We start from the raw sequence: 25,554 nt of genomic DNA on the forward strand, positions 1-25,554 counted from the left end.
TCCAGCGCTCGCTGCCGATGGCCCCGCGGGTCTGCCGACCTGCGGGGCCATCGGTGTGCTCGGGGGTCCCCGCCGGACGTGCGGCGCATGCGCGCCACGCCGCGCCGGGACCCGGAGGGACCACTGACGCCCGACGTACCGTGGACGCGGCCGACGGGCGGGACGAAGGAGTCGTGTGATGGGTCGACTGTTCGGCACGGACGGTGTCCGGGGCCTCGCGAACCGCGACGTGACGGCGGAGCTCGCGCTCGACGTCTCGGTCGCCGCGGCGCACGTGCTCGCGAGCCGTGGCGCGTTCGAGGGGCACCGTCCCCGCGCCGTGGTGGGACGCGACCCGCGCGCGTCCGGGGAGTTCCTCTCCGCGGCGGTGGCCGCGGGCCTCGCGTCCGCCGGCGTCGACGTCGACCTCGTGGGCGTGCTGCCCACGCCCGCGGTGGCGTTCCTGACCGGTGCGCGCGGCGTCGACCTCGGCGTCGTGCTGTCCGCGTCGCACAACCCGATGCCCGACAACGGCATCAAGTTCCTCGCGCGCGGCGGCCGCAAGCTCGAGGACGACGTGGAGGCGGCCATCGAGGCGCGCCTCGGCGACGACTGGGACCGCCCCGTGGGCGCCGACGTCGGCCGGATCCGCGTCGACGTGGGCCTGGCCGGCCAGCAGTACGTCGAGCACCTCGTCGGCACCATCGGCACGCGCCTCGACGGCCTGCGGATCGTCGCGGACTGCGCCAACGGCGCCGCCAGCGAGGTCGGCCCCGCCGCCCTGCGCGAGGCCGGCGCGGACGTCGTCGTCATCAACGCGTCCCCGGACGGCCGCAACATCAACGAGGAGGCCGGCTCCACGCACCCCGAGCCGCTGCAGGCCGCGGTCGTCGCCGCGCACGCGGACCTCGGCGTCGCGTTCGACGGCGACGCGGACCGGTGCCTCGCGGTCGACGCGCAGGGCAACCTCGTCGACGGCGACCAGATCATGGGCGTCCTCGCGATCGCGCTGCACGAGCAGGGCGCGCTGCCTCACGACACGCTCGTCACGACCGTCATGAGCAACCTCGGCCTGCGGCTCGCGATGCAGGCCGCCGGGATCGCGACCGTCGAGACGGCCGTCGGCGACCGGTACGTGCTCGAGGCGATGCGCCAGGGCGGCTACGGGCTGGGCGGCGAGCAGTCGGGCCACATCATCCTGGCGGAGCACGCCACCACCGGCGACGGCGTGCTGACCGCGCTGCAGCTGGCCGCGCGCGTCGCGTCGACCGGCCGCACGCTGCAGGAGCTCGCGGGCGTCGTCCGGCGCCTGCCGCAGACGCTCGTCAACGTGCCCGGCGTCGACCGCGCGCGCACGGACGACGGCCCGCTGCGCGACGCCGTGCAGGCCGCGGAGAAGGAGCTCGACGGCACGGGCCGCGTGCTCCTGCGCCCGTCCGGCACCGAGCCGCTCGTGCGGGTCATGGTCGAGGCCGGCACGCAGGAGGAGGCCGACCGCGTCGCGCACGAGCTCGCCGGCGTGGTGCGCGAGCGCCTGGCGCTGTGACGGACGCCGCCGCCCGCACGGCGCTGCGGACCCTGACGACGCAGCTGCTCGAGCGCGCCCGCGCCGCCGGGCCCGACGCCGTCGCGCCGATCGTGCAGGCGGGGCACCCGGCCCTGCGCACGCCGGCGCTGCCCTACGACGGGCAGCTCTCCGACGCCGAGCTCGGTGAGCTGGTCGCGCTCATGCACCGCACCATGCGGGCGGCGCCGGGTGTCGGCCTCGCCGCGCCGCAGATCGGCCTGCCGCTCGCGCTCGCCGTCGTCGAGGACCCGGGCGTGCCGGACCCCGACGTGGCGGCGGCGCGCGAGCGCACCCCCGTGGCGCCGCGCGTGCTGGTCAACCCGACGTACGCGCCCGTCGACGACGAGCGCGTCGCGTTCTACGAGGGCTGCCTGTCGGTGGTCGGCTACGTCGCGGTGGTCGCCCGGCCCCGCCGCGTGCGGCTCACGTGCCTGGACGAGCACGGCGCGGCCGTCGACGAGGTGCTCACCGGCTGGCCGGCGCGCATCGTGCAGCACGAGACGGACCACCTGCACGGCACGCTGTACCTGGACCGCGCCGAGACGCGATCGTTGGCGGCCACGGACGGCCTCGGCGCACACTGGGCGTCGGAGCCGGTCCCGCACGAGGCCGCGCGCACCCTCGGGTTCGCGCTGCCCCCGCACGCCGGCTGAGGTCCGGGCGCCCGTCCCGGTCCGTCCCGCCGGAGGTGCGCGTGCGACCGTTCCTGTTCCTCGGCGTGCGTCCCGAGGACGCCGCCGCCGACGACGAGTACGCCGCGATGCTGCGGTGCACGGGCCTGAGCGAGGCGACGCTGCGGCGCGTGCGGCTCGAGGCGGCGCCGCTGCCGGACGTCGACCTCGACGCGTGGTCGGGCATCGTCCTCGGCGGGGGACCGTTCTGCGTCAGCGACCCCGAGGACGCCAAGTCGCCCGTGCAGCGGCGCGTCGAGGCCGACCTCGCGCGGCTGCTCGACGCGGTCGTGCCCGCCGACGCGCCGTTCTTCGGCGCCTGCTACGGCATCGGCACCCTCGGGCGCCACCAGGGCGGGCTCGTGGACCGGAGCCACCCCGAGCCGGTCGGCGCGGTCACCGTCGAGCTGACCGCCGCCGGTCGTGCCGACCCGGTGCTCGGCTCCGCGCCGCCGACGTTCGGCGCGTTCGTCGGCCACAAGGAGTCGCTGACGGTGCCGCCGCCGCACGCGGTCGTGCTCGCGTCGTCGGCGGGCGCCCCGGTGCAGGCGTTCCGGGTCGGGCGGCACGTCTACGCGACGCAGTTCCACCCGGAGCTGGACGTCGCCGGGCTGACGACGCGCGTCGAGGCGTACCGGTACGACGGGTACTTCGCGCCGGAGGAGGCCGCGGACGTCGTGGCGGCGGCGCGGGCGAGCGGCGTGCAGGTCCCCGGGGTGCTGCGCGCGTTCGTCGACCGGTACGCGCGCCCCGACCTCCACCCGAGGAACGACACCGCGTCGCCGGGCGTTCACCCACGGACGGAGATCCGGGCGGCTCAGGGCTGAATCGGGGGGAAACCCCATGTCCTCGCCGTCGCGCGGGCCCTAGCGTGGGTCGTGCCGACCTCACCGAGGGGTGGGGGACGAGGGGAGCGGGACGTGGAGCAGTGGACGCTGGAGCTGGCGGGCTCGCCGTGGATCTTCCCGGTCCTCTACGCCTTCGCGACCATCGACGGGTTCTTCCCGCCGATCCCGAGCGAGTCGGTCGTCATCGCGCTGACGTCGCTGTCCGTGTCCACCGGCCGCCCGCTGCTGTGGCTCGTGGTCGTCGTGGCCGCGCTCGGCGCGTTCACGGGTGACCAGATCGCCTACCAGATCGGCCGGCACGTGCGGATCCGCGAGCTGCGGTGGTTCCGCGGCCGGCGCGGGCAGGCCGTGCTCGACTGGGCGGAGCGGGCGCTCGCCACCCGTGGCGCCGCGTTCGTCATCGCCGCCCGCTACATCCCCATCGGCCGCGTGGCCGTCAACATGACGGCGGGCGCCCTCGGGTTCCGCCGCTCGCGCTTCGTGCTGCTCACCGGCATCGCCGCGGTGACCTGGGCGCTGTACTCGACGGCGATCGGCGTCGGCGCCGGCCACGTGCTCGGGCACGACAACCCGGTGCTGGGCGTCGTCGTCGGGGTGGTCGGCGGGCTCGTGATCGGCCTGGTCGTCGACTGGGTGCTCCGGCGGGTGACCGGGCTGTCCGCGCACCACGCCGAGCGCCGGGCGGGGGGGTCCGTGACGCGCGTCCAGCGGGACGCGCTGCCCGCCGACGACGAGGAGGGTGTCACGGCGGCCCCCGTCGTCCGCGGCTCCTCGGCGGCCTGACCGCCGGTCAGCGGCCCTCACCGTCAGTCGAGGTCACGATGACCTCACGATCGGGTGCCCTGTGACAACGATCCGGTATCGGCCGACCGGGTGACGTCCGCACCGTCCTAGGCTCACCCTCGGGACGACTCCGGCGTCGTCCCTCCCCGCCCACGCGAGGCCCCCGGACCACGGGGGTCCCCCGTCGTGCGCCCGGGGACGGAGCGGCACAGGGTGGACGGATGCGCAGGGGGCGGAGGACGACGTGGGCGCTGCTCACGGCCGTCGTCGTGCTGCCCGCCGCCGCCGCGTGCGCGCCGGGCGGCGGACCCGCGGGGGCGGCCGCGTCCGCGTCGCGGACGGCGCAGGTCCGCGCGGAGGCCAGCTGCCTCGTCCCCGAGGTGCTCCGTGCGCTCGCGCTCGAGCCGCTCCCGGTGCCGACGGCGTCGCCCGCACCGCCCGTCGACCGGGGGACGCCCCCCGACGGGTTCGTCGCCGACACGGTGCTCGTGTGCGGGCGCGGCGAGCCGCTGCGCGACAGCGCCGGCACGTGGCACTCCGTGACGTCGACCCGGCTCGAGGGCGACCTGACGGAGCTGCTGCGGCTCGTGGAGCGCCGCGCCACCCCGGAGCCGTGCGCGTCCGGCCCCGCGCCGCAGGTGTGGCTCGTCGACGCGCTCGACGACGCCGTGCTGCTGCCCGAGGGGCTCGCGTGCGCCGGCGACGGCGACGCCGTGGGCGGCGCGCTGGCGGAGCTCGACGTCGTGCGGCGCACGGAGGAGCCCGTGGTCCTCGCGGTCCCGGCCGACGCGGGCGCGCTCGGCCCGGGCGCACCCGGGGCGCGCGCCGCGGCGCCGTGACCCCGCCGGTTCCCTGACCTGACCGGCGCCCTTGACCCCGTCGGCTCCCGCACCCCGCCGGCGCCCTGACCTCGCCGGCTCCCGGATCCTGCGGCGCCCCGGCCCGTCCGGCGTCAGAGCTTGCGCAGGCGCACCCGCTGCACGGCGTGGTCGGGGCCCTTGGTGAGGACGAGCGTCGCGCGCGACCGCGTCGGCAGGATGTTCCGCTCGAGGTTCGGCGCGTTGATCGAGCCCCAGATCTCCTCGGCGCGCGCGACGGCCTGCGCGTCCGTCAGCGACGCGTACCGGTGGAAGTACGACTCCGGCCGCGCGAACGCCGTCGCCCGCAGCGACAGGAACCGGTCGACGTACCACTGCTTCACGTCCGACGTGCGGGCGTCGACGTAGATCGAGAAGTCGAAGAAGTCGCTCAGCGCGAGGTTCGACGCACCCTCCGCGGTCGGCCGTGCCGGCTGCAGCACGTTCAGCCCCTCGACGATGAGCACGTCTGGCTGGCGCACCACGACCTCCGCGCCCGGGACGATGTCGTACGTCAGGTGGTCGTACACGGGCACCGTCACCTCGGGCCGGCCCGCCTTCACCTTCGACACGAACCGCAGCAGCGCGCGCCGGTCGTACGACTCGGGGAAGCCCTTGCGCTGCAGCAGCCCGCGCCGCTCGAGCTCGGCGTTCGGGTGCAGGAAGCCGTCGGTGGTGACGAGCTCGACGCGCGGCGTCGCCGGCCAGCGGGCGATCAGCTCGCGCAGCAGCCGCGCCGTCGTCGACTTGCCGACCGCGACCGACCCCGCCACGCCGATGACGTACGGCGTGCGGCCGACGTCCTCGCGCAGGAACGTGCTCGTCGCCCGGTGCAGGCCGCGGGTGCCCTGGATGTACAGGTCGAGCAGCCGGGACAGCGGCCGGTAGATCGCGTCCACCTCGGCCAGGTCGATCGGGTCGCCGAGCCCGCGCAGGCGCGCGACGTCGGCGTCGGTGAGGGGCAGCGGGGTCGACGCGGACAGGCGGGTCCACGCCTCGCGGTCCAGGTCGACGTACGGGGTGGCGGGCACCACGGTGGGAGGCGACGTCGGCACCCGTCGATTGTGGCGCACCGCCGGACCGCCGCCCGCCGGGGCGCGTCCCGCGCCCGGCGTGACGGGCGGCACGCACCCGTCCGGACCGCCGACGACCGCCCTGTCGTTAGGATCGTCGCCATGTGCGGGATCGTCGGGTACGTCGGGAGTCAGCAGCCGAGCGGTCGACCCCTGGAGGTCGTCCTCGAAGGGCTGCGGAGGCTGGAGTACCGGGGGTACGACTCCGCCGGTGTCGCGCTCGTGTCGCCGGGGGCGTCGCTCGCCACCGCGAAGAAGGCGGGCAAGCTCGCCAACCTCGTGGAGGAGATCGACACCCACCCGATGCCCGCGGCCACCGCGGCGATCGGCCACACGCGCTGGGCGACGCACGGCGCGCCCAACGACGTGAACGCGCACCCGCACGTGTCCGGCGGCGTCGCCGTCATCCACAACGGCATCGTCGAGAACTTCGCGACGCTCAAGGCCGAGCTCGAGGCCGCGGGCGTCGCGTTCACGTCGGAGACCGACACCGAGGTCGTCGCGCACCTCGTCGCGCGGCAGTACGCGCAGACGCCCGACCTCACCCTCGCGCTCCGCACCGTCGCGCAGCGGCTGCACGGCACGTTCACCCTCCTCGCCGTGCACCAGGACGACCCGACGACGGTCGTCGGCGCGCGGCACGACTCCCCGCTGGTCGTCGGCCTCGGCGACGGCGAGAACTTCCTCGGCTCGGACGTCAGCGCGTTCATCGCGTCCACGCGCGACGCCCTCGAGCTCGGCCAGGACCAGGTCGTCACCATCACGCCGACCGAGGTCACTGTCACCGACTTCGCCGGCACGCCCGTCGAGGCCCGCCGGTTCACGGTCGACTGGGACGCCAAGGCCGCCGAGAAGGGCGGCTTCCGCTCCTTCATGGACAAGGAGATCCACGACCAGCCGCAGGCGGTCGCGGACACGCTGCTGGGCCGCACCGACACGACCGGCCGGCTCGTGCTCGACGAGATGCGCATCGACGAGTCGGTGCTGCGCGCCGTCGACAAGATCGTCGTCGTCGCGTGCGGCACGGCCGCCTACGCCGGGCACGTCGCCAAGTACGCCATCGAGCACTGGTGCCGCATCCCCGTCGAGGTCGAGCTCGCGCACGAGTTCCGCTACCGCGACCCCGTCGTCGACGAGCGCACCCTCGTCGTCGCCGTCTCGCAGTCCGGCGAGACGATGGACACGCTCATGGCGGTCCGGCACGCGAAGGAGCAGGGCGCGACGACCCTCGCGATCGTCAACACGCACGGCTCGACGATCCCCCGCGAGTCCGACGCGGCGCTGTACACGCACGCCGGCCCCGAGATCGCGGTCGCCTCCACGAAGGCGTTCCTGTCCCAGATCACCGCCGCCTACCTGCTGGGCCTGTACCTGGCGCAGCTGCGCGGCAACAAGTACGCGGACGAGGTCGCGCAGGTGCTCGACGAGCTGCGCGCGATCCCCGACAAGATCCAGCAGGTCCTCGACCGGGCCGGCCGCGTGCGCGAGATCGCGCGCTGGATGGCCGACACGCAGTCGGTGCTGTTCCTGGGTCGGCACGTCGGCTACCCCGTCGCGATGGAGGGTGCGCTCAAGCTCAAGGAGCTCGCGTACATCCACGCCGAGGGCTTCGCCGCGGGCGAGCTCAAGCACGGCCCGATCGCGCTCATCGAGCCCGGGCAGCCGGTGTTCGTGGTGGTGCCGTCGCCGCGCGGGCGCGACTCGCTGCACTCGAAGATCGTCTCCAACATCCAGGAGATCCGGGCGCGCGGCGCCCGCACGCTCGTGATCGCGGAGGAGGGCGACGAGGCGGTCCGCCCGTACGCCGACGAGGTCTTCACGGTCCCGCAGACGTCCAGCCTGCTCGCGCCGCTGCTCGCGGTCGTCCCGCTGCAGATCTTCGCGTGCGAGCTCGCGACGGCCAAGGGCCTCGACGTGGACCAGCCCCGCAACCTGGCCAAGTCCGTCACGGTCGAGTGAGCGCGCGGGGGCGGGGCGTCACCGTCGCGGGCCGCCGCGCCGGCGTCCGTCCGGCCCGCCGCGCGGGCGGCCGCGCGTGATCGTCGGCGTCGGCATCGACGTCGTGGACGTCGCACGGTTCCTCGCGACGATCGAGCGCGTGCCCGGGCTGCGCACACGCCTGTTCACGCCCGACGAGCGGGACCTGCCGCCCGCGTCCCTCGCCGCGCGGTTCGCCGCGAAGGAGGCGATCGCGAAGGCCCTCGGCGCGCCGCCGGGGATGAGCTGGCAGGACGCGACCGTGCGCCGGGTCGCGGGCGCGCAGCCGGTCGTGGAGATCACCGGGACCGTGCGGGCCCGCGCCGACGAGCTCGGCGTCGACCGGTTCCACCTGTCGATCTCCCACGACGCGGGCATCGCCTCGGCCGTCGTCGTCGCCGAACGCGACGCCTGACCCGCACGCGCTGCCCCGAGCGTCGCCCTGGGCGGTCGGGTCGGGGACCCTCGGACCGGCCACTTCGCCGGTGCGACGCCGACCTCGTCGGCCGGAAGCGGCGACCTCGGCACCGCACCGGCGACCTCGGCGAGTGGTCGGCCCGCGGTGTCGGCGTGCAGGTGTCGCACCGCATCGACCTCGTCAGATGTGCGCCGACCTCGTCTCGGGTCCCTGACGAGGTCGGCGTACGTGTGACGAGGTGGACGCCTCCTGCGCCGAGCTCGCCGGTGCGACGTCGAGGTCGCCGGTCGGGACCGGCGATCTCGGTACCGAACCGGCGACCTCGGCATCGGAGCGGCGATCGGGACCGGACCGGCGGTGTCGGCACCGGAGCGGCGGCCTCGGCCTGGCGAGGGCCGGTCGGGGGACGAGGTGGAGCGCCGGGGAGGGACGGCCCTGACGCACGACGCCCCGGTGCTCGTCCGTGGGACGAGCACCGGGGCGTCGGGCGGTCGGGTCAGCGCAGGTGCGGCACGACCTCGTTCGTGAAGAGCTCGATGCCCGAGCGGTCGTACGCCGCCTCGGCGAAGTACGTGATCGCGTACGTCATGCCGAGGCCCTCGAGCTCGCGGAGCTTCTCGACGATCTGCTCCGGCGTGCCGACGAGCGGCCCGCGGGGCCACTGCGCGAACTCGCGGTCGGCGCTGTCCGGCACCGTCTGCCGCAGGTGCTCGTGGACCCACTCCAGGCGGTCGTCGACCTCGGCCTGCGTGCGGCCGATGACGACGTTGTAGTTGGCGGAGCGCGTGATCTCGTCGAACGGGCGGCCGACGGCCTCGCAGTGCCCGCGCAGGATCTCCGACTTGTGCGCGAAGCCCTCGGGCGTGCCGTCGAAGTTCGTGTACGCGGCGTGCTGCGCGGCGATGCGCAGCGTCTTCTTCTCGCCACCGCCGGCGATCCACAGCGGCGGGCCGCCGGCCTGCAGCGGCAGCGGCGACAGCTGCGCGCCGTCCACCTGGTAGTGCTTCCCGTCGAGCGTCGCGACGCCGTCGGTCCACAGCTGCTGGAAGATCTGCACGCCCTCGTCGAGCATCGCGATGCGCTCGCCGGCCGTGGGGAAGCCGTAGCCGTACGCCTTCCACTCGTGCTCGTACCAGCCGGCGCCGATGCCCATCTCGACGCGGCCGCCCGACACGTGGTCCGCGGTCGTCGCGACCTTGGCGAGGTAGGCGGGGTTGCGGTAGCCCATGCACGTGCACATCTGGCCGAGGCGCACGCGGTCCGTCACGGCGCCGAAGGCCGTGATGAGGCTCCACGCCTCGTGCGTCGCCTCGCCGTTGGGCTCGGGCACGGCGTGGAAGTGGTCGTAGACCCAGATCGACTCGTAGGCGTCACCGGCGTCGGCCCACTGCGCGAGCCCGCGCATGACGGGCCAGTGCTGCTGGGGTTCGATGCCGGCGAGGTCCTGCCGCCAGCCCTGGGGGATGAAGAGTCCGAAGCGCATGCGTCGCACGCTATACCGCGCCAGGGCGCGGGCCCGGCCGGGGCGACGATCCGGACGCGGGCCGCCGCTCGCACGGTCCCCGGCCGCGCGCCAGGATGGTCGGGTGCTGCTCGCCCACGACCCCGACGACGTCCGCGCGGCCGAGGAGCCGCTGCTCGCGGCCGGAGCGCCGCTCATGGACCGGGCCGCGTTCGCGCTCGCGGTGCGGACGGCGCACGTGCTGCGGGCCGCGCGGGGGCGGGTCGCCGGGGCGCACGTCGTGCTGCTCGTCGGCGCCGGCAACAACGGCGGCGACGCCCTGCACGCCGGCGCGCGGCTGGCGCGCCGGGGCGTGCGCGTCACGGCGCTGCTGGCCGCGCCACGGGTGCACGCGGGCGGTCTCGCGGCTCTGGAGGCGGCGCACGGGCGCGTGGTGCGCGTCGACGACCCCGCCCCGGCCGACGCCGTGCCGGCTGACGCCGCGCCCGACGCCGCCGCGCCCGACGACGTCGTACCCGAGCGTGCGTCGGGCGAGCCCCCGGTCCCGCCCGACGTCACCGCGCTGCTCGCGTCGGCGGACGTGGTGCTGGACGGGCTGCTCGGCATCGGGGCGCGCGGCGGCGGCGTGCGCGGGGTCGGGGGCGCGCTCGTGGCGGCGCTCGCGGACGTGCGGTCCGCGGCGGGCCGGCCGCTCGTCGTGGCCGTGGACGTGCCGTCGGGCATCGGCGTCGCGGACGGCACCGCCGCGGGCGCCGTCGTGCACGCCGACCTCACCGTGACGTTCGGCGCGGCCAAGCCCGGCCTGCTGCTGCCACCCGCGGCGGCCACCGCGGGTGCGGTCGAGACCGTGGACATCGGGCTCACCCTGCCCGCGCGTCCCGCGGTCGCGCGGCTGGAGACCTCCGACGCGGCCGACCTGTGGCCCGTGCCGGGCGGGACCGCGCAGAAGTACTCGCGCGGCGTGCTCGGCGTCGTGGCGGGGTCGGCGGCGTACCCCGGTGCGGCGGTGCTGTCCGTGTCCGGCGCGCTGGGCGCGGGCGTCGGCATGGTGCGGTACGTCGGCGACGCGGGGCCGCAGGTGCTCACGGCGCACCCCGAGGTCGTCGTGGGGGAGGGACGCGTGCAGGCGTGGGTGCTGGGCTCCGGCGTCGCGCCCGACGACGACGCGCAGCGCGACCGCGTCCGCACGGCCCTCGCGCACGCGGTGGAGCACGGCGAGCCCGCCGTCGTCGACGCGGGCGCGCTCGACCTGCTGCCGGAGCGCGTGCCCCCGCACGTCGTGCTGACGCCGCACGCCGGGGAGCTCGCGACGCTGCTGCGCGCACGGGGCGACGACGTCGACCGCACCGACGTCGAGGCGGCGCCGCTCGCGCACGCCCGCCGCGCGCACGAGCTCACCGGCGCGACCGTCCTGCTCAAGGGCGGCGTCACCGTCGTCGTCGGGCCGCACGGCACCGTGTACGCGCAGGCCGACGCGCCCGCGTGGCTCGCGACCGCGGGGGCCGGCGACGTGCTCGGCGGCGTCCTGGGCGCCGCGCTCGCGGGTCGCGCGGCCGACGTCCCGGCCGACCCGACGCTGCCGGCGGCGCTCGCGGCCCTCGCCGCGCTCGTGCACGGGCGCGCCGCCCACGAGGCGAACCCGGGCGGCCCCGTCGCGGCGTCCGACGTGGCCCGGGCCGTGCCGGCGGTCGTGCGCGCGCTGGTGGACGCGTGACGGACGCGACCCCGCTGCACCCGGCGCTCGTCGCCCGGGTCGACGCGCTGCTCGCCCGCGGCGGACGCCGGCTGCTCGGGCTCGCCGGTCCGCCCGGCGCGGGGAAGTCGACGCTGTCCGCGCAGGTCGCCGCGGTCTACGCGGACCGGTGCGTCGTCGTCCCGATGGACGGCTTCCACCTCGCGCAGACCACGCTCGAGCGCCTCGGCCGGTCGGACCGCAAGGGGGCGCCCGACACGTTCGACGCCGACGGCTGGGTCGCCCTGCTGCGGCGGCTGCGCGCACCCGAGCCCGGTCGCACCGTGTGGGCGCCGGAGTACCGGCGCGACCTGCGGCACGGCGTCACCGGTGCCGTCGCGGTGCCGGCGGACGTGCCGCTCGTCGTCGTCGAGGGCAACTACCTGCTGCTCGACGCGCACGGCTTCGGGCCGGTGGCCGCCCTCCTCGACGAGTCGTGGTTCCTCGCGCCGGACCACGACGAGCGCCTGCGCCGCCTCGTCGCGCGGCACGAGCGGTTCGGCAAGTCGCCGGAGGCGGCGCGCGCGTGGTCGACCGGGCCAGACGAGGCGAACGCGCGGCTGGTCGCCGACGGCGCCGCCCGTGCCGACCTCGTCGTGCCGCCCGAGCTGCTGGGATGAGGGTCACCGGTGCCGCGGTACGCCGGCCCGCCCGCGCCGCGGTGAGAGACTGGGGCCCGTGAACGACTTCCCGGCACGCGTGGTCGTCGACCTCGGCGCGGTGCGCGGCAACGTCCGCTCGCTCGCCGCGCACGCCCCCACCGCGCAGGTCATGGCCGTGGTCAAGGCGGACGCCTACGGGCACGGGCTCGTGCCCGTCGCGCTCGCCGCGCTCGAGGGCGGCGCCACCTGGCTCGGCACCGCGCAGGTCACCGAGGCGCTGCACCTGCGCCGCGCCGGGGTCACCGGCGCGCGCGTGCTGGCCTGGCTGTACGCACCGGGCGCGCCGCTGCGCGAGGCCGTCGAGGCGGACGTCGACCTGGGCGTCGCGGCGCCGTGGGCGCTGGACGAGGTCGCGGCCGCGGCGCGCGCCGCCGGGCGCACCGCCCGCGTGCACCTCAAGGTCGACACGGGGCTGAGCCGCAACGGACTCGTCCCGGGGCAGCTGCCTGACGTGCTCGCCGCGGCGCGGGCGCTCGAGGCGGAGGGCGTCGTCGACGTCGTCGGCGTGTTCTCGCACCTCGCGCTCGCGGACGAGCCGGGCCACCCGACGGTGCGGGCGCAGGCCGACGCGTTCGCGCAGGCCGTCGGTGCCGTCGAGCGCGCCGGGGTGCGGCTCGAGGTCCGGCACCTCGCCAACGCCGCCGCGACCCTCACCGACCCCGCGCTGCACTGGGACCTCGTGCGCCCGGGCATCGCCGTCTACGGCCTGTCGCCCGTGCCGCAGGTGGCCGGGCCCGACGCGTACGGCCTGGTGCCGGCGATGACCTTCGAGGCCGAGCTCGCGACGGTCAAGCCGGTCCCCGCCGGCGCGGGCGTGTCGTACGGGCACCGGTACGTCGTCCCGCGGGACACCGTGCTCGGCGTCGTGCCGGTGGGCTACGGCGACGGCGTGCCGCGCCACGCGTCGGGCACGCAGGACCGGCCCGGCGGCCCGCTGCAGGTCGGCGGCCGGCGGCTCGGCGTCGCGGGACGCGTCTGCATGGACCAGGTCGTCGTCGACCTCGGCCCCGGCGCGCACGACGCCGCCGGGGACCGCGTCGTCCTGTTCGGGCCGGGCACGGGCGGCGAGCCGACCGCGCAGGACTGGGCCGACGCGGCGGGCACGATCTCCTACGAGATCGTCACGCGCGTCGGCGGTCGCGTGCCGCGCACCTACGTCGAGAGCGACCGGCCGGCCGGGGACGACCTCGGCGCCGTCGCGCACGCCGCCCACCCGCCCGCCGCCGTCCCCGGAGGAGTCGCGTGACCACCGCGCCCGACCACGTCGTCCGCCTGCCCGACGCCGCCACGACCCGTGCCTGGGGGCGCGCGCTCGCGGGCGTGCTGCGCGCCGGCGACCTCGTCGTGCTCTCCGGCGACCTCGGCGCCGGCAAGACGACGCTCACCCAGGGGCTCGGTGCGGGGCTGCACGTGCGCGGGCAGGTCGCGTCGCCGACGTTCGTCATCGCGCGCGAGCACCCGCCGCTGCCGCGCCCGGACGGGTCGCGCGGGCCCGCGCTCGTGCACGTGGACGCGTACCGGTTGGGCTCGTTCGACGAGGTGGAGGCGCTCGACCTCGACGCGAGCCTCGACGAGGCCGTCACCGTGGTCGAGTGGGGCGAGGGCTGGGTCGAGCCGCTCGCCGAGGACCGGCTGGAGGTGCGCCTGGAGCGGCCGCACGGCGGGCTCGGTGCGGACGACGACGTGCAGGACGCGGCGGCGGGCGAGCGCGTGCTCACCGTGCACGCCGTGGGGGAGCGCTGGCGCGGGGTCGCGCTGCCGGGCGCGCCGGTGACGACGGAGGAGGACGCGTGACCTGGTTGGGCATCGACACGTCGGGGGAGGTCGCGGTCGCGCTCGTGCGGCCCGACGGGACCGGGGAAGCGCTCTCGGAGGACACACCGCGCCGCCACGTCGAGCAGCTCGCCCCGTTCGTCCGCGAGCTGCTGGAGCGCCAGGGTGTCGGCCCGGGGGACCTGGAGGCGGTCGTCGTCGGCACGGGACCGGCGCCGTTCACGGGCCTGCGGGTCGGGCTGGTGACCGCGCGCGTCCTCGGGCTCGCGCTCGGGGTGCCCGTGCTCGGCGTGCCGAGCCTGGACGCGCTCGCGGCGGCTGCGGCGCAGCGGCGGCTCGACGAGGGCACCCCGGTGCTCGTCGTCACGGACGCGCGCCGCCGCGAGGTCTACTGGGCGCGCTACGAGGTGCGCGGCGGGACGGCCGTGCCGGTCGGCGGTCCGGACGTCGCGGCGCCCGGGGACGTGCCGCGCGCGGACGGCGAGGTCGTGCTCGGCGCGGGCCGGGACCTGTATCCCGACGTGTTCGGCGCCCCGGACGCGCGGTCCGCGCCGGAGATGCCGTGGGAACGCGCACCGAGCCCGTTCCACCTCGTCCGTCTCGCGCAGCAGCGGGCGGCGGCCGGGCAGGACCTGCCGGCCGAGCCGCTCTACCTGCGCCGCCCTGACGCGCAGCCCCCGACGGCGCGCAAGCGGGTCCTGACGTGACGGAGGCCGTGCCGGAGGCGGCGGCGGGCGGCGCCGTCACGGTGCGGCCTCTCACCGTCGACGACCTGCCCGACCTCGTCCGCCTGGAGGGCGAGCTGTTCGGGGCGGGGGCATGGTCCCGCGAGTCGCTGCGCGAGGAGCTCCGGGGGCCCGGGCGCACGTACGTCGGCGCCGTGCTGCCCGACGGCCGGCTCGTCGGGTACGCGGGCACGTGGTTCGACGGGTACGACGTCCAGGTCATGACGGTCGGCACGGACGCCGCCCACCAGGGCCGCGGCATCGCCCGGACGATGCTCGTCCACCTGCTCGACGCCGCCCGCGCGACCGGCGCGGAGGCGGCGCTCCTCGAGGTCCGGGTCGACAACGACCCGGCGATCCACCTGTACGAGAGCCTGGGCTTCACGCGGCTCGGCCGGCGCCGCGGGTACTACCAGCCCGAGAACGCCGACGCCTGGACGATGCGCCGGGACCTGCGCGCGCCCTGAGCCGCGGCGCTGCCGCACCCGACGAGGAGGACGCGATGACCGACGCCCCGACCCCCGCCCGCACGCCGGACGACGCGGACGCGCTGCGCCGCGCCGTCCTCGTCGACGTCGACGAGCTGGCCGCGCTGCTGGCCGACGACGACCCGCCCGCGGTCCTCGACGTGCGGTGGGCGCTGGGCCGCACCGACGGGCGCGAGCAGCACCTCGCGGCGCACGTGCCCGGCGCGGTCTACGTCGACCTCGACACCGAGCTCGCCGCGCCGCCGAGCCCCGCGGCCGGCCGGCACCCGCTGCCGGCGGTGGCCGACCTCGAGCAGGCGGCGCGGCGGTGGGGACTCCGCGAGGGGCAGGCCGTGGTGGCGTACGACGCTGTCGGCGGCACGTCGGCGGCCCGCGCGTGGTGGCTGCTGCGGTGGGCGGGCGTGCGCGACGTCCGCATTCTCGACGGTGGGCTGGCGGCGTGGGCCGCGGCCGGGCACGCGGTGGAGGCGGGGGACGTCGTGCCGGAGCCGGGCGACGTCGTGCTCGCGGGCGACCGGCTGCCGACGGTCGACGCCGACGGTGCCGCGGCGCTCGCGGACGCCGGCGTGCTGCTCGACGCCCGCGCCGCCGAGCGCTACGCGGGCGAGGTGGAGCCCGTCGACCCGCGCGCCGGGCACGTGCCCGGTGCGGTGAGCGCGCCGACCGCGGGGAACCTCGGACCCGACGGGCGGTTCCTGCCGACGCACGCGCTCGCGGCCCGGTTCGCGGCGCTCGGCGTGCCGGTGGCGGACGGTCCCGGCGCGGGTGCCGACCGGGACGCGGCGGGCGCCCGGCCGGGCGTCGGCGTGTACTGCGGGTCGGGCGTCACGGCCGCGCACGACGTCGCCGCGCTGGCGACGCTGGGCGTCGACGCCGTGCTGTACCCGGGGTCGTGGTCGCAGTGGGCGCACGACCCGGACCGGCCGGTGGCCGTCGGGCGCTGAGCGGGTGCTGACGGGGCGGGGGACGACCGCCGTGCGGCTCAGGCCGTCCGCGCGACCTCGTCCCACTCCAGCCGCGGGGCGCGGGCGTGGTGGGTGCCCTCGCCCTCGGGCCAGCCGACGTTGAGCACCATGAGGCTGCGCCACCCGGTGCCGGCGAGCAGGTCGTCGTCGACGCCGGCCTTGTCGAAGCCACCCATCGGCCCGACGCCGAGGCCCGCGGCGCGCAGGCCGACGACGAGGTAGCCGGCCTGCAGCCAGGCGTTCTCGCGGGCTGTGCGCTCGCTGCCCTCGGGGTCGGCCGCGAAGACGTCGGCGAGGTGCGCGGCGTGCGGCGTCAGGCGCCCCATGTGGCGGTGGAACGCCGGGTCGGCCGCGACCACGACCGTCAGCGGCGCGGCGAGGACGCGCTCGCGGTTGCCCTCGGACATGTGCGCCGCGAGGCGGGTGCGCGCCTCGGGGCTGCGCACGAGGAGCAGGCGCAGCGGCACGGTGTTGAGGGCCGTCGGGCCCCAGCGGACGACGTCGTGGACCTCGCGGACGAGCGCGTCGGGGACGTCGCGGTCGAGGAAGCGCCCGACGCTGCGGGCGTCGCGGAACAGCCGGTCGGCGACGTGGTCGTCGATCCCCGAGCGGTCGGGGTCGAGGGCGGTGAGGTCGTCGACGAGATCGGTGCTGGTCATGGTCCGCACAACCATCGATGCGTTCGCATCGATGTCGGCGTGCGGCGTGAGGCTCCTCACGCCGGCCCACGCACGTGCCGCCCGCGCGTGCGGGACGCCGCCCGCGGGCGCCTATCCTGGTGCGCGTGAGCGAGCCCCTCGTCCTCGGGATCGAGACGTCCTGCGACGAGACCGGCGTCGCCCTCGTGCGCGGGTACGACCTGCTGGTCGACGCCGTCGCCAGCTCGGTCGACGAGCACGCGCGGTTCGGCGGGATCATCCCCGAGATCGCCTCGCGCGCGCACCTCGAGGCGATGGTGCCGACGATCGAGCGGGCGCTGTCGACCGCGGGCGTGACCCTCGCCGACGTGGACGCCGTCGCGGTCACCGCCGGGCCCGGGCTCGTCGGCCCGCTGACGATCGGCGCGGCCGCCGCGAAGGCGCTCGCGGTCGGCCTGGACAAGCCCCTCTACGGCGTCAACCACGTCATCGGGCACGCGGTCGTCGACGAGCTCGTCGACGGCGCGTTCCCCGAGCGCGTGCTCGCCCTCGTCGTCTCGGGCGGGCACTCGTCGCTGCTCCGCATCGACGACACCGTGCACGTCGCGGAGCTCGGCTCGACGCTCGACGACGCCGCGGGGGAGGCGTTCGACAAGGTCGGCCGCCTGCTCGGGCTGCCGTACCCGGGCGGCCCGCACATCGACCGCCTCGCCCGCGAGGGCGACCCGGAGGCGATCCGCTTCCCGCGCGGCCTGACCGCGCCCAAGGACCAGGCGAAGCACGCGACCGACTTCTCCTTCTCCGGGCTGAAGACAGCCGTGGCGCGGTGGGTCGAGGCCCGGCAGGACGCCGGCGAGGACGTCCCGCTGCCCGACGTCGCCGCCTCGTTCGCGGCCGCCGTCGCGGACGTCCTCACCGCCAAGACCATCGCCGCGTGCCGCCGCGAGGGCGTCGACACGCTCGTCGTCGGCGGCGGCTTCTCCGCGAACTCCCAGCTGCGCGACATGGCCGCGCAGCGGTGCGCCGAGGCCGGCATCACGCTGCGCATCCCGCCGATCCGGTACTGCACCGACAACGGCGCGATGATCGCCGCGCTGGGCTCGGCCGTCGTGCGCCGCGGCATGCCGGCGTCCCCGCTGGACCTGCCGGTCGACTCGACGATGCCGCTGACCCAGGTGCTCGTCTGAGGCCTCCGACCCGGCCGGCTGACCTCCAGGACGCGCCCGTACCCATACCTCGTCGAGCGCGGTGGATGCGTCACGACCGCGGGTGGTGCAACCACCGCACTCGTGACGCATCTACCGCAGTGGTGGTGAGGAGCGGTGTGGATGGACCACCCGTCCGCGGGTCAGACCGGGCGGCCCGCGCGCATCTCGGCGAGGAGCGAGCGCACGACCGGCTCCAGCTCGCCCGCGTGCCGCCGCGCGACCGCGCGCTGCCGCTGGTACGACGCCCCGCGGCGCAGGATCACGCGCACCTGCTCGAGCTCCTCGGCGCAGCCCAGCCGCTCCGCGACCGGCGCGAGCGTGGTCAGCCACCCGCCGACGGAGTCGGTGACGAGCTCCTCGTCGCCCGCCGCGTCGGTGATGACGATCGCGTCCATGCCGTAGCGCGCCGAGCGCCACTTGTTCTCCTGCACGAACCACGGCGGCATGGCCGGCAGCTCCTGGCCGGCGTCGAGCAGCGACGAGAAGTGCTCGACGAAGCAGTGCGTCAGCGCCGAGATCGCCGTGACCTCGAGCAGGTTGGTGGCGCCGTCGGCGATGCGCATCTCCAGCGTGCCGAAGCGCGGGGACGGGCGGACGTCCCAGCGGACCTCGTCGACCTGGTCGATCACCCCGGTGTGCATCATGTCGCCGACGTACTGCTCGAGCTCGTCCCAGGCGCGCAGCTGGGGCGGGAGCCCCGCGGTGGGCAGCTGCTGGAAGAGCAGCGCCCGGTTGGACGCGTACCCGGTGTCCTTGCCCGCCCAGAACGGCGACGACGCCGACAGTGACTGGATGTGCGGCAGCACGGTGAGCATCGCGCGCTGCAGCGGCAGGACCTTCGCACGGTCCTCGATGCCGACGTGCACGTGCACGCCGTAGATGAGCATCTGCCGGCCCCACCACTGCGTCCGGTCGATGAGCGTCGCGTACCGCTCCTTGTCGGTGACGCGCTGCGTCGCCCAGTTCGCGAACGGATGCGTGCCGCCGCCCATGACCTCGATGCGCAGCGGCTCGGCCGCGGCCCCGACCTCGTCCAGGGCCCGCCGCAGGTCCGCGCCGGCCTCCCCGACCGTGCGGCACTTGCCCGACGAGACCTCGACCGTGTTCATCAGCAGCTCGGACGTGATGTGCGGGTGGTCCGTGCCGTCGGCGGGGCGCACGGCCTCGAAGATCGCCTGCGCGGCCTGCCGCAGGTCGCCCGAGTCGACGTCGACGAGCGCGACCTCCCACTCGATGCCGACGGTCGACCGCTCGGACAGCGCGAACGGCAGCGTGACGGGCGCCGCCATCAGACCGGCTCCACCACGAGCACGCGCTGCTGCCCGGCGACGCGCGTCAGCACGACCGTCCCCTCGGCGCCGCCGCGCAGGTCGAGCTGCTTGCGCAGCGTCTCCGGCACCACGGCCGTGCCGCGCTTCTTGATGGTCAGCCGGCCCACCTCCCGCTCGCGCAGGTACGTGCGCAGGCGCTTGAGGCCGAACGGCAGGTCGTCGAGGACGCGGTACGCCGTGGCGAGCGGGTCCGGGGTGAGGGCGTCGGCGGTCACGTAGGCGATGGTGGGGTCGACGAGGCGTCCGCGCACCCGCTGGGCGACCGTGCCGACCAGCCCGGCGCGGATCACGGCGCCGTCGGGCTCGTACAGGTAGGCGCCGACGCGCCCGACCGGGGGTGCGTCGTCCACGCCGTCGGGGTCGCCGCGCAGCGTGTGCGGCGTGCCGCCGCGCAGCACGAGGGCCGTGCGCCCGGGGCCGTCGGGCGCGAGCGGGCCGAACCACAGGCCCACCTCGACGACCTCGCCGTCCACCGAGACCCACTGGGCCTCCGCGTCGACCGGCAGGTCACGGTGCGCGATGCCGGGCCCCAGCTTGAGCCCGAGCGCCGGCACGGTGCCGCGGGCGGCGAGGACGTCGTCGAGCGGGGGCGCGTACGCGCGCGGGTCGAACACGCGCCGGCCGGTGCCGGTGCGCCGCGCGGGGTCGGCCCACACCCCGTCGACGCCCTCGGCGGCCAGGTCGAGCGCGAGGCCGTCGCCGTGGCGCACCTGCACCTCCGGGAACGCGCGCAGGTTCACGGTCGCGAGGGCCGCGGTCGTCTCGTCGACGTCCGTGGCCAGGACGCGCAGGCCGACGCCGGCGAGGGCCAGGGCGTCCGCGCCGAGCCCGCAGGTGAGGTCCGCGACGTACGTGCAGCCCGCGTCGCGGAACCGCCGGGCGTGGTGCGCGGCGACCTCGAGCCGCGTCGCCTGCTCGAGGCCCGCCTGCGTGAAGAGCATGCCGTCGGCGAAGTCGCCGAGCTTGCCGCGGGCCTTCGCGCGCAGCCGCGACTGCGTGAGCGCGGCCGCGACGAGACCGGCGTCCAGCCCCTCCCGCTGCAGCCGCTCGGCGAGCGGCAGGGCCAGGCGCTCGTCGTAGGGCGGCAGCGCCTGCAGCAGCGCCCACCCCTCCGGGTGCAGGAGCTTGGCCAGCGCGGCGTCGTCCACGCGCCCAGCCTGCCACGCCGCGGCGCGGGCGGCGGGACGGCGGTCCGGGGAGCGCGGCGAGCACTCCCGCCGCACGCCACGCTGGCACTCCGGTTGACCGAGTGCTAACGCGTTCCTAGAGTGAGGAACTGGCACTCTCCCTGTGAGTGTGCCAACCGTGCCAGTGGCCCCGGCACCCGCGACGACGGCGGCCCGACGGTACGGCGCAGACATTCGCTCACGAACAACTCATGCGAAGGGGAGGTCCGCCTGTGTCGGTCTCCATCAAGCCCCTCGAGGACCGCATCGTCGTCAAGACCCTCGAGGCCGAGACGACGACCGCGTCGGGTCTCGTGATCCCGGACAGCGCCAAGGAGAAGCCCCAGGAGGGCGAGGTCCTGGCGGTGGGCCCGGGTCGCATCGACGACAAGGGCAACCGCGTGCCGCTCGACGTGGCCGTCGGCGACAAGGTCATCTACTCGAAGTACGGCGGCACCGAGGTCAAGTACGCCGGCGAGGAGTTCCTCATCCTCTCGGCGCGCGACGTGCTCGCGATCGTCGGCTGACCCGGCGACGAGCCTGCCGGGCGCCAGCCCGGTGACCACGAGAGCCCCCTCCCGTCCGCGGGAGGGGGCTCTCGTGCGTGCCGACCCCGAGGGTGGTGCGCGGTGACAGGGTGGTGCGCGGTGACCGCGGCGACGGACCGGCCGTGACGAGCGGCGTGCCGGGTGCGGACGCACGTCCGCCCCGGAGCGGACGTCGCTCCTCGTCGAGCGACGCCCGCTCCGGGGCGGTCAGGTGGTGCGGGCGGGCGGTGCCGTCAGGCGGTGCCGGCGGGTCGTGCGGGTCAGGCGGTGACGCGGCGGCCGGCGCGCTCGGCGAGGACGGCGGCGCGCTCGTCCTCGGAGAGGCCGCCCCACACGCCGTACGGCTCGCGCACGGCCAGCGACTGCTCGCGGCACTCGTTGATGACGGGGCACGTGGCGCAGATGGCCTTGGCGGCCTCCGCGCGCCGGCGGCGGGCCGAGCCGCGCTCGCCCTCCGGGTGGAAGAAGAGGTCCTGGTCGGCGTCGCGGCACGCGCCGTCGAACTGCCACTCCCACAGGTCCATCACCGGTCCGGGCAGACGCGAGATCTCGGCCATGTGCTCCTCCTCGTACGAACGTCGTCCCGGTGGTGTGCCACCCGGACGGAAGCTGCTGGGTGTCGTGCCGCGGCGGAGGACCGAGGTCCCGGAGCCGCTGGCGCGTTCCTGCGTTGTGCCGCAACCGTACAACCGCTTCAGAAGTTGTTCAAGACCCTCTTCTGAATCGATCGGCTGCAACGATCTGGACGCGCGCCCGACAGCGTGCGACGGATCGGCTCGCGGTGTTTCCCCAGGTAGACATGCGTATGCACGCAGGGTCGATGCGTTTCGATGGTGTGACGCGGTTCCGGTCGCGAACCGCGCCAACGCCGCACCACGTGACGCGATCGCCCCGACCATGCCCGGACCGCGCCGCCGACTGGCAGAATCGCGCCATGGCCGAGCCGCTGGACCCGATGACGGGCGACCCGTCGTCGGCGACCTCGGACGCCCCGCGTTCCGAGGCGGCACGGGCCACGGCGGCGTCTGCCGCGGCGGACGTCGGCACGCCCGACGCCGACGTCGACGTCGACACGACGGCGACCGGCACGGCGCCCCTCACGGTCGCCGCCGTGGCGCGCCGGCTCGGGGTCGCGCCCGCCACCCTGCGCACGTGGGACCGCCGCTACGGGCTGGGCCCCTCCGAGCACTCCGCCGGGGCGCACCGCCGGTACACCGCGCGCGACCTCGAGCGACTCCTCGTCATGCGCCGGCTCACGCTCGAGGGCGTCGCGCCCGGCGAGGCGGCGCGCCTGGCGCTGACCTCGGCGGCGGAGCCCGCCGCACCGGCGTCCCGCACCAGCACCGACGTCACGGGCCGGCTGCCGGGCGGGACGTCGTCGCCGGCCGAGGACGCCGTCGCGCACGCCCTCGACGACCGCGCCGAGGCCGACGCCGGTGCGCCCCGCACGCCCGTCGAGCCGCGCACCGGCACCACGCCCAGCACGGCCGCGGCCGTCGTCGCCGTCGTCGACGCGGCGCTCGCCGGGCGGGCCGACCGCTGCGCCGGCCTGCTCACGGTCGCGGCGCCCGACGGCGTCGCGGGCTGGTGGACCGGCCTCGTCGAGCCGGCCCTGCGCGCCCTGGCCCAGCGGACGGTCGTCGAGCGTCCCGGTGTCGACGCGTACGCGACCCTCGCGGCGGCTGCGCTCGGCGCGCTGCGCGCGCACACGGCGCAGGAGCCGCTGCCCGGCGCGCCCGTCGTGCTCGTGCTGCCCGCGCCGGGGGAGGCGCGGCCGCTCGTCGTGCACGCGCTCGCGGCGGCCCTCGTCGGCGGCGGCGTCGACGCCCGGCTCGTGGGCGGGCCGGTCTCGACCCGGCACGCGGGCGAGCTGGCGGTCATGACGCGTGCCCGCGCGGTCGTCACGGTGTCCGAGCGCACGGCGCCCGACCTCTCCGTCGTGGCACGGCTCGCGCAGGAGCGTCCCGACCTGCCGCAGTACGTGATGGTGGGCGACGCCGCCGCGGACCGGGTGCCGCTCGACCGCTCCGTGCACCGGGCGCGCACGTTCGTGGGGCTGCTGCACGAGGCGCTCGCGGCGGTCGGCGAGTCGTCATCGCTGTGACCAGGGTGACCGTCCAGTAACGTCGACGCACCCGAACGCGTGATCGCATTTCACGCGCGGAGCGCCAAGCGGGAGGAAACGGTGCGGCGACCGTTCCACCGGGTCCGTCCAGGGCTAACGTGACGCACCGTTGACGCCGATACGCCGTGAGGGTGACCGGCCCGCGCGAGGAGGATCCACATGGCAGGAGTCGTGGTGTGCCACGGCTCGGCGACCGTCAGGGAACGGCTCGTCGTGACGTCGATCGGGGTGCCGTCCCTCGCGCCGGTGCGGGCGGCGGCCACGGCCGACGAGCTCGTCGCGCTCGCCCGGCGGATCGCCCCCACGGTGGTCCTGCTCGACGCGCACCTGCCGGGTGCGGGGCCGGCCGAGGCGATCCGTCGCCTGCGCGCCGTCGCGCCCGCCGCGGCGGTCGTGCTGCTCGCCGGCCCGGAGGACGGGGAGGCGCTCGACCGTGCGCTCGCCCTCGGCGCCCGCGGCTTCCTCGCGCCCGACGTCGGCCGCGCCGAGCTCGCGGCCGTCGCCGCGCACGTCCAGGCCAGCCCCGCCCCGACCGGTGCCCCCGCGCCCGTCGGCGCCGGTGCGGGCGCCGGGCCGCACGCGGTGCCCCCGCTGCAGGAGGCGCACGCCGCCCGTGTCGAGGCCCCCGTCGGCCCGCGCGCGGTCGAGGGTGCGCCCGTGCTGACCAAGCGGGAGATCGAGGTGCTCGTCGGCATGAGCCACGGGCGCTCCAACGCGCAGATCGGCCAGGAGCTGTTCCTGTCCGAGGACACGGTGAAGACGCACGCGCGGCGCCTGTTCCGCAAGCTCGGCGCGTCCGACCGCGCCCAGGCGGTCGCCATCGGCCTGCGCCGCGGCATCATCGACTGACCTGCACGGACGCCGCCGCGCGCGGCAGCCCGTCCCACGGACCGGCACGGACCTCGTCCGTGCCGGTCCGTGTGCGTCACGGGTTCGGCGTCCGGGGTCCGGACGACCCCCGCGGGGCCGTATCCTGGCCCGATGACGGAGCTGGCACCCGGCGCCCCGGCCGACCCGTTCGCCCGCATCGGGCTCACCTACGACGACGTCCTCCTCCTCCCCGGAGAGACGGACGTGATCCCCAGCGAGGTCGACACGACCTCGCGGCTCACGCGCGAGATCTCGGTCCGCGTGCCGCTGGTCTCCGCGGCGATGGACACCGTGACCGAGGCGCGCATGGCGATCGCCATGGCGCGGCAGGGCGGTGTCGGCATCGTGCACCGCAACCTGTCCATCGCGGACCAGGCCCACCACGTCGACCGCGTGAAGCGCAGCGAGTCGGGCATGATCACCGACCCGGTGACGGTCTCGCCCGACGCGACGCTCGCCGAGCTGGACCGGCTGTGCGGCACCTACCGCGTGTCGGGCCTGCCCGTGGTCGACGACCAGGAGCGGCTGCTCGGCATCATCACCAACCGCGACCTGCGGTTCGTGCCGGCCGGCGAGTTCGAGACGCGGCGCGTCCGCGACGTCATGACGTCGATGCCGCTGGTGACCGCGCCCGTGGGCATCGCCCGCGACGACGCCGCGGCGCTGCTCGCCAAGCACAAGGTCGAGAAGCTCCCGCTGGTGGACCCGGCGGGCAAGCTCGCGGGCCTCATCACGGTCAAGGACTTCGTGAAGTCCGAGCAGTACCCGTACGCCACCAAGGACGCCGACGGCCGCCTCGTCGTCGGCGCCGCGATCGGGTTCTTCGGCGACGCCTGGGAGCGGGCGACCGCGCTCGTCGAGGCGGGCGTCGACGTGCTGGTCGTCGACACGGCCAACGGGCACGCCCGGCTCATGCTCGAGATGGTGCGCCGCCTGAAGGCGGACCCCGGCACGGCGCACGTGCAGGTGATCGGCGGCAACGTGGCGACCCGCGAGGGCGCCCAGGCGCTCGTCGACGCGGGTGCGGACGCCGTCAAGGTCGGCGTCGGCCCCGGCTCGATCTGCACCACGCGCGTCGTCGCCGGCGTGGGCGTCCCGCAGGTGACGGCGATCCACGACGCGGCGCAGGTGTGCCGCCCCGCGGGCGTGCCGGTCATCGGCGACGGCGGCCTGCAGTACTCGGGCGACATCGCCAAGGCGCTCGTCGCCGGCGCGGACACCGTCATGCTCGGCTCGCTGCTCGCGGGCTGCGACGAGTCGCCCGGCGACCTCGTGTTCGTCAACGGCAAGCAGTACAAGCACTACCGCGGCATGGGCTCGCTCGGCGCGATGGCGTCCCGCGGGCGCGTCTCCTACTCCAAGGACCGCTACTTCCAGGCCGACGTGACGACGGACGAGAAGATCGTGCCCGAGGGCATCGAGGGGCAGGTGCCGTACCGGGGACCCCTGTCCGCGGTCGCGCACCAGCTCGTCGGCGGGCTGCACCAGTCGATGTTCTACGTCGGCGCGCACACGGTGCCGCAGCTGCAGGAGCGCGGGAAGTTCATCCGCATCACGCCCGCAGGGCTCAAGGAGTCCCACCCGCACGACATCCAGATGACCGTCGAGGCGCCGAACTACACGGGCCGCTGACGCGTCGGAGGCACCACCCGCCGGCCCGCGCCGCCGGCCCGCCGGGCACCCGCCCG

The 25,554-nt window shown here is 76.3% G+C and carries 25 protein-coding genes; 19 read left to right on the forward strand and 6 right to left on the reverse strand.

Annotation, left to right across the window (positions count from 1 at the left end):
• The first annotated feature begins 178 nt into the window (after positions 1-178).
• From glmM to ACFUMH_RS06965, 5 genes are all read left to right on the forward strand, one after another.
• Positions 179-1,525 carry a phosphoglucosamine mutase gene (gene glmM, locus ACFUMH_RS06945; protein WP_378202449.1) on the forward strand — a complete coding sequence of 449 codons (1,347 nt, stop codon included), beginning with the start codon at positions 179-181 and terminating at the stop codon, positions 1,523-1,525.
• Complete coding sequence (locus ACFUMH_RS06950) at positions 1,522-2,199, forward strand: peptide deformylase (RefSeq protein ID WP_378202452.1); 678 nt, start codon at positions 1,522-1,524, stop codon at positions 2,197-2,199. Before glmM ends, ACFUMH_RS06950 begins: the two co-directional genes overlap by 4 nt.
• 41 nt (positions 2,200-2,240) lie before the next feature.
• Complete coding sequence (locus ACFUMH_RS06955) at positions 2,241-3,044, forward strand: glutamine amidotransferase (protein WP_378202457.1); 804 nt, start codon at positions 2,241-2,243, stop codon at positions 3,042-3,044.
• 93 nt (positions 3,045-3,137) lie between these two features.
• Complete coding sequence (locus ACFUMH_RS06960; RefSeq protein WP_378202460.1) at positions 3,138-3,848, forward strand: DedA family protein; 711 nt, start codon at positions 3,138-3,140, stop codon at positions 3,846-3,848.
• Positions 3,849-4,069: 221 nt separating this feature from the next.
• On the forward strand, positions 4,070-4,687 hold the full coding sequence (locus ACFUMH_RS06965) for a hypothetical protein (RefSeq protein ID WP_378202463.1): 618 nt from the start codon (positions 4,070-4,072) through the stop codon (positions 4,685-4,687).
• A gap of 113 nt (positions 4,688-4,800) precedes the next feature.
• Here the strand turns inward: ACFUMH_RS06965 and coaA are convergent, their stop codons facing one another.
• Positions 4,801-5,778 carry a type I pantothenate kinase gene (coaA, locus tag ACFUMH_RS06970; RefSeq protein WP_378202466.1) on the reverse strand — a complete coding sequence of 326 codons (978 nt, stop codon included), beginning with the start codon at positions 5,776-5,778 and terminating at the stop codon, positions 4,801-4,803.
• Positions 5,779-5,880: 102 nt separating this feature from the next.
• On the opposite strand from coaA, the gene glmS reads away from it, so the two are divergent.
• Together glmS and ACFUMH_RS06980 are read left to right on the forward strand one after the other, a co-directional pair.
• A complete protein-coding gene (gene glmS, locus ACFUMH_RS06975; RefSeq protein WP_378202468.1) occupies positions 5,881-7,737 on the forward strand; it encodes a glutamine--fructose-6-phosphate transaminase (isomerizing) in 1,857 nt (618 codons plus the stop codon).
• Positions 7,738-7,813: 76 nt separating this feature from the next.
• Positions 7,814-8,170, forward strand: coding sequence for a holo-ACP synthase (locus ACFUMH_RS06980; protein WP_155376686.1), 357 nt, complete (start codon positions 7,814-7,816; stop codon positions 8,168-8,170).
• Positions 8,171-8,669: 499 nt separating this feature from the next.
• Here ACFUMH_RS06980 and ACFUMH_RS06985 read toward each other — a convergent pair whose 3' ends face one another.
• Entirely contained in the window at positions 8,670-9,656 is a 987-nt protein-coding gene (locus ACFUMH_RS06985) for an LLM class F420-dependent oxidoreductase (RefSeq protein ID WP_378202471.1), read from the reverse strand.
• Between the two features lie 103 nt (positions 9,657-9,759).
• Between ACFUMH_RS06985 and ACFUMH_RS06990 the strand changes: the two genes are divergently transcribed.
• The 7 genes from ACFUMH_RS06990 to ACFUMH_RS07020 are packed head-to-tail and all read left to right on the forward strand — an operon-like array spanning position 9,760 to position 15,959.
• On the forward strand, positions 9,760-11,349 hold the full coding sequence (locus ACFUMH_RS06990; protein WP_378202474.1) for a bifunctional ADP-dependent NAD(P)H-hydrate dehydratase/NAD(P)H-hydrate epimerase: 1,590 nt from the start codon (positions 9,760-9,762) through the stop codon (positions 11,347-11,349).
• The gene (locus ACFUMH_RS06995) at positions 11,346-11,987 is read left to right on the forward strand and encodes a nucleoside/nucleotide kinase family protein (RefSeq protein ID WP_378202477.1); all 642 of its coding nucleotides are present in this window, start codon (positions 11,346-11,348) and stop codon (positions 11,985-11,987) included. The genes ACFUMH_RS06990 and ACFUMH_RS06995 overlap by 4 nt, the downstream gene beginning before the upstream one ends.
• A gap of 58 nt (positions 11,988-12,045) precedes the next feature.
• On the forward strand, positions 12,046-13,275 hold the full coding sequence (gene alr, locus ACFUMH_RS07000) for an alanine racemase (protein WP_378202480.1): 1,230 nt from the start codon (positions 12,046-12,048) through the stop codon (positions 13,273-13,275).
• Positions 13,272-13,823 (forward strand): tRNA (adenosine(37)-N6)-threonylcarbamoyltransferase complex ATPase subunit type 1 TsaE, encoded by a 552-nt coding sequence (gene tsaE / locus ACFUMH_RS07005; protein WP_378202483.1) that lies wholly within the window; start codon positions 13,272-13,274, stop codon positions 13,821-13,823. The genes alr and tsaE overlap by 4 nt, the downstream gene beginning before the upstream one ends.
• A complete protein-coding gene (tsaB, locus tag ACFUMH_RS07010; protein ID WP_378202486.1) occupies positions 13,820-14,509 on the forward strand; it encodes a tRNA (adenosine(37)-N6)-threonylcarbamoyltransferase complex dimerization subunit type 1 TsaB in 690 nt (229 codons plus the stop codon). Before tsaE ends, tsaB begins: the two co-directional genes overlap by 4 nt.
• Entirely contained in the window at positions 14,506-14,994 is a 489-nt protein-coding gene (rimI, locus tag ACFUMH_RS07015) for a ribosomal protein S18-alanine N-acetyltransferase (protein ID WP_378202489.1), read from the forward strand. Before tsaB ends, rimI begins: the two co-directional genes overlap by 4 nt.
• A gap of 35 nt (positions 14,995-15,029) precedes the next feature.
• Positions 15,030-15,959, forward strand: coding sequence for a sulfurtransferase (locus ACFUMH_RS07020; protein ID WP_378202492.1), 930 nt, complete (start codon positions 15,030-15,032; stop codon positions 15,957-15,959).
• Positions 15,960-15,997: 38 nt separating this feature from the next.
• Here the strand turns inward: ACFUMH_RS07020 and ACFUMH_RS07025 are convergent, their stop codons facing one another.
• Complete coding sequence (locus tag ACFUMH_RS07025) at positions 15,998-16,639, reverse strand: malonic semialdehyde reductase (RefSeq protein WP_378202495.1); 642 nt, start codon at positions 16,637-16,639, stop codon at positions 15,998-16,000.
• 125 nt (positions 16,640-16,764) lie between these two features.
• On the opposite strand from ACFUMH_RS07025, the gene tsaD reads away from it, so the two are divergent.
• Positions 16,765-17,805, forward strand: a complete 1,041-nt coding sequence (gene tsaD / locus ACFUMH_RS07030; protein WP_378202498.1) for a tRNA (adenosine(37)-N6)-threonylcarbamoyltransferase complex transferase subunit TsaD — start codon at positions 16,765-16,767, stop codon at positions 17,803-17,805.
• 161 nt (positions 17,806-17,966) lie between these two features.
• Here tsaD and ACFUMH_RS07035 read toward each other — a convergent pair whose 3' ends face one another.
• Both ACFUMH_RS07035 and ACFUMH_RS07040 read right to left on the reverse strand, forming a co-directional pair.
• The gene (locus ACFUMH_RS07035; protein ID WP_378202501.1) at positions 17,967-19,115 is read right to left on the reverse strand and encodes a glutamate--cysteine ligase; all 1,149 of its coding nucleotides are present in this window, start codon (positions 19,113-19,115) and stop codon (positions 17,967-17,969) included.
• Entirely contained in the window at positions 19,115-20,305 is a 1,191-nt protein-coding gene (locus ACFUMH_RS07040) for a methyltransferase domain-containing protein (protein ID WP_378202504.1), read from the reverse strand. Before ACFUMH_RS07040 ends, ACFUMH_RS07035 begins: the two co-directional genes overlap by 1 nt.
• A gap of 251 nt (positions 20,306-20,556) precedes the next feature.
• Between ACFUMH_RS07040 and groES the strand changes: the two genes are divergently transcribed.
• On the forward strand, positions 20,557-20,850 hold the full coding sequence (gene groES / locus ACFUMH_RS07045; RefSeq protein ID WP_378202507.1) for a co-chaperone GroES: 294 nt from the start codon (positions 20,557-20,559) through the stop codon (positions 20,848-20,850).
• A 281-nt stretch (positions 20,851-21,131) separates the two neighbouring features.
• Here groES and ACFUMH_RS07050 read toward each other — a convergent pair whose 3' ends face one another.
• Positions 21,132-21,428, reverse strand: coding sequence for a WhiB family transcriptional regulator (locus tag ACFUMH_RS07050; protein WP_378202509.1), 297 nt, complete (start codon positions 21,426-21,428; stop codon positions 21,132-21,134).
• A 377-nt stretch (positions 21,429-21,805) separates the two neighbouring features.
• Between ACFUMH_RS07050 and ACFUMH_RS07055 the strand changes: the two genes are divergently transcribed.
• The 3 genes from ACFUMH_RS07055 (at position 21,806) to guaB (ending at position 25,498) form a co-directional block, all read left to right on the forward strand.
• The gene (locus ACFUMH_RS07055; protein WP_378202512.1) at positions 21,806-22,975 is read left to right on the forward strand and encodes a MerR family transcriptional regulator; all 1,170 of its coding nucleotides are present in this window, start codon (positions 21,806-21,808) and stop codon (positions 22,973-22,975) included.
• A 180-nt stretch (positions 22,976-23,155) separates the two neighbouring features.
• Positions 23,156-23,845 (forward strand): DNA-binding response regulator, encoded by a 690-nt coding sequence (locus ACFUMH_RS07060; RefSeq protein ID WP_378202514.1) that lies wholly within the window; start codon positions 23,156-23,158, stop codon positions 23,843-23,845.
• A 132-nt stretch (positions 23,846-23,977) separates the two neighbouring features.
• Positions 23,978-25,498, forward strand: a complete 1,521-nt coding sequence (guaB, locus tag ACFUMH_RS07065) for an IMP dehydrogenase (RefSeq protein ID WP_378202516.1) — start codon at positions 23,978-23,980, stop codon at positions 25,496-25,498.
• The last annotated feature ends 56 nt before the right edge of the window (positions 25,499-25,554 follow it).

The organism is Cellulomonas sp. NPDC057328 (genome assembly GCF_042667215.1).
In the GTDB taxonomy this organism is placed as follows: domain Bacteria; phylum Actinomycetota; class Actinomycetes; order Actinomycetales; family Cellulomonadaceae; genus Cellulomonas.

Coding starts and splice junctions, on each gene's coding strand:
- glmM (WP_378202449.1), top strand. CDS start 179: ATGGGTCGACTGTTCGGCACGGACGGTGTCCGGGGCCTCGCGAACCGC.
- ACFUMH_RS06965 (WP_378202463.1), top strand. CDS start 4,070: ATGCGCAGGGGGCGGAGGACGACGTGGGCGCTGCTCACGGCCGTCGTC.
- glmS (WP_378202468.1), top strand. CDS start 5,881: ATGTGCGGGATCGTCGGGTACGTCGGGAGTCAGCAGCCGAGCGGTCGA.
- ACFUMH_RS06985 (WP_378202471.1), bottom strand. CDS start 9,656: ATGCGCTTCGGACTCTTCATCCCCCAGGGCTGGCGGCAGGACCTCGCC.
- ACFUMH_RS07020 (WP_378202492.1), top strand. CDS start 15,030: ATGACCGACGCCCCGACCCCCGCCCGCACGCCGGACGACGCGGACGCG.
- ACFUMH_RS07025 (WP_378202495.1), bottom strand. CDS start 16,639: ATGACCAGCACCGATCTCGTCGACGACCTCACCGCCCTCGACCCCGAC.
- ACFUMH_RS07035 (WP_378202501.1), bottom strand. CDS start 19,115: ATGGCGGCGCCCGTCACGCTGCCGTTCGCGCTGTCCGAGCGGTCGACC.
- ACFUMH_RS07050 (WP_378202509.1), bottom strand. CDS start 21,428: ATGGCCGAGATCTCGCGTCTGCCCGGACCGGTGATGGACCTGTGGGAG.
- ACFUMH_RS07055 (WP_378202512.1), top strand. CDS start 21,806: ATGGCCGAGCCGCTGGACCCGATGACGGGCGACCCGTCGTCGGCGACC.
- ACFUMH_RS07060 (WP_378202514.1), top strand. CDS start 23,156: ATGGCAGGAGTCGTGGTGTGCCACGGCTCGGCGACCGTCAGGGAACGG.
- guaB (WP_378202516.1), top strand. CDS start 23,978: ATGACGGAGCTGGCACCCGGCGCCCCGGCCGACCCGTTCGCCCGCATC.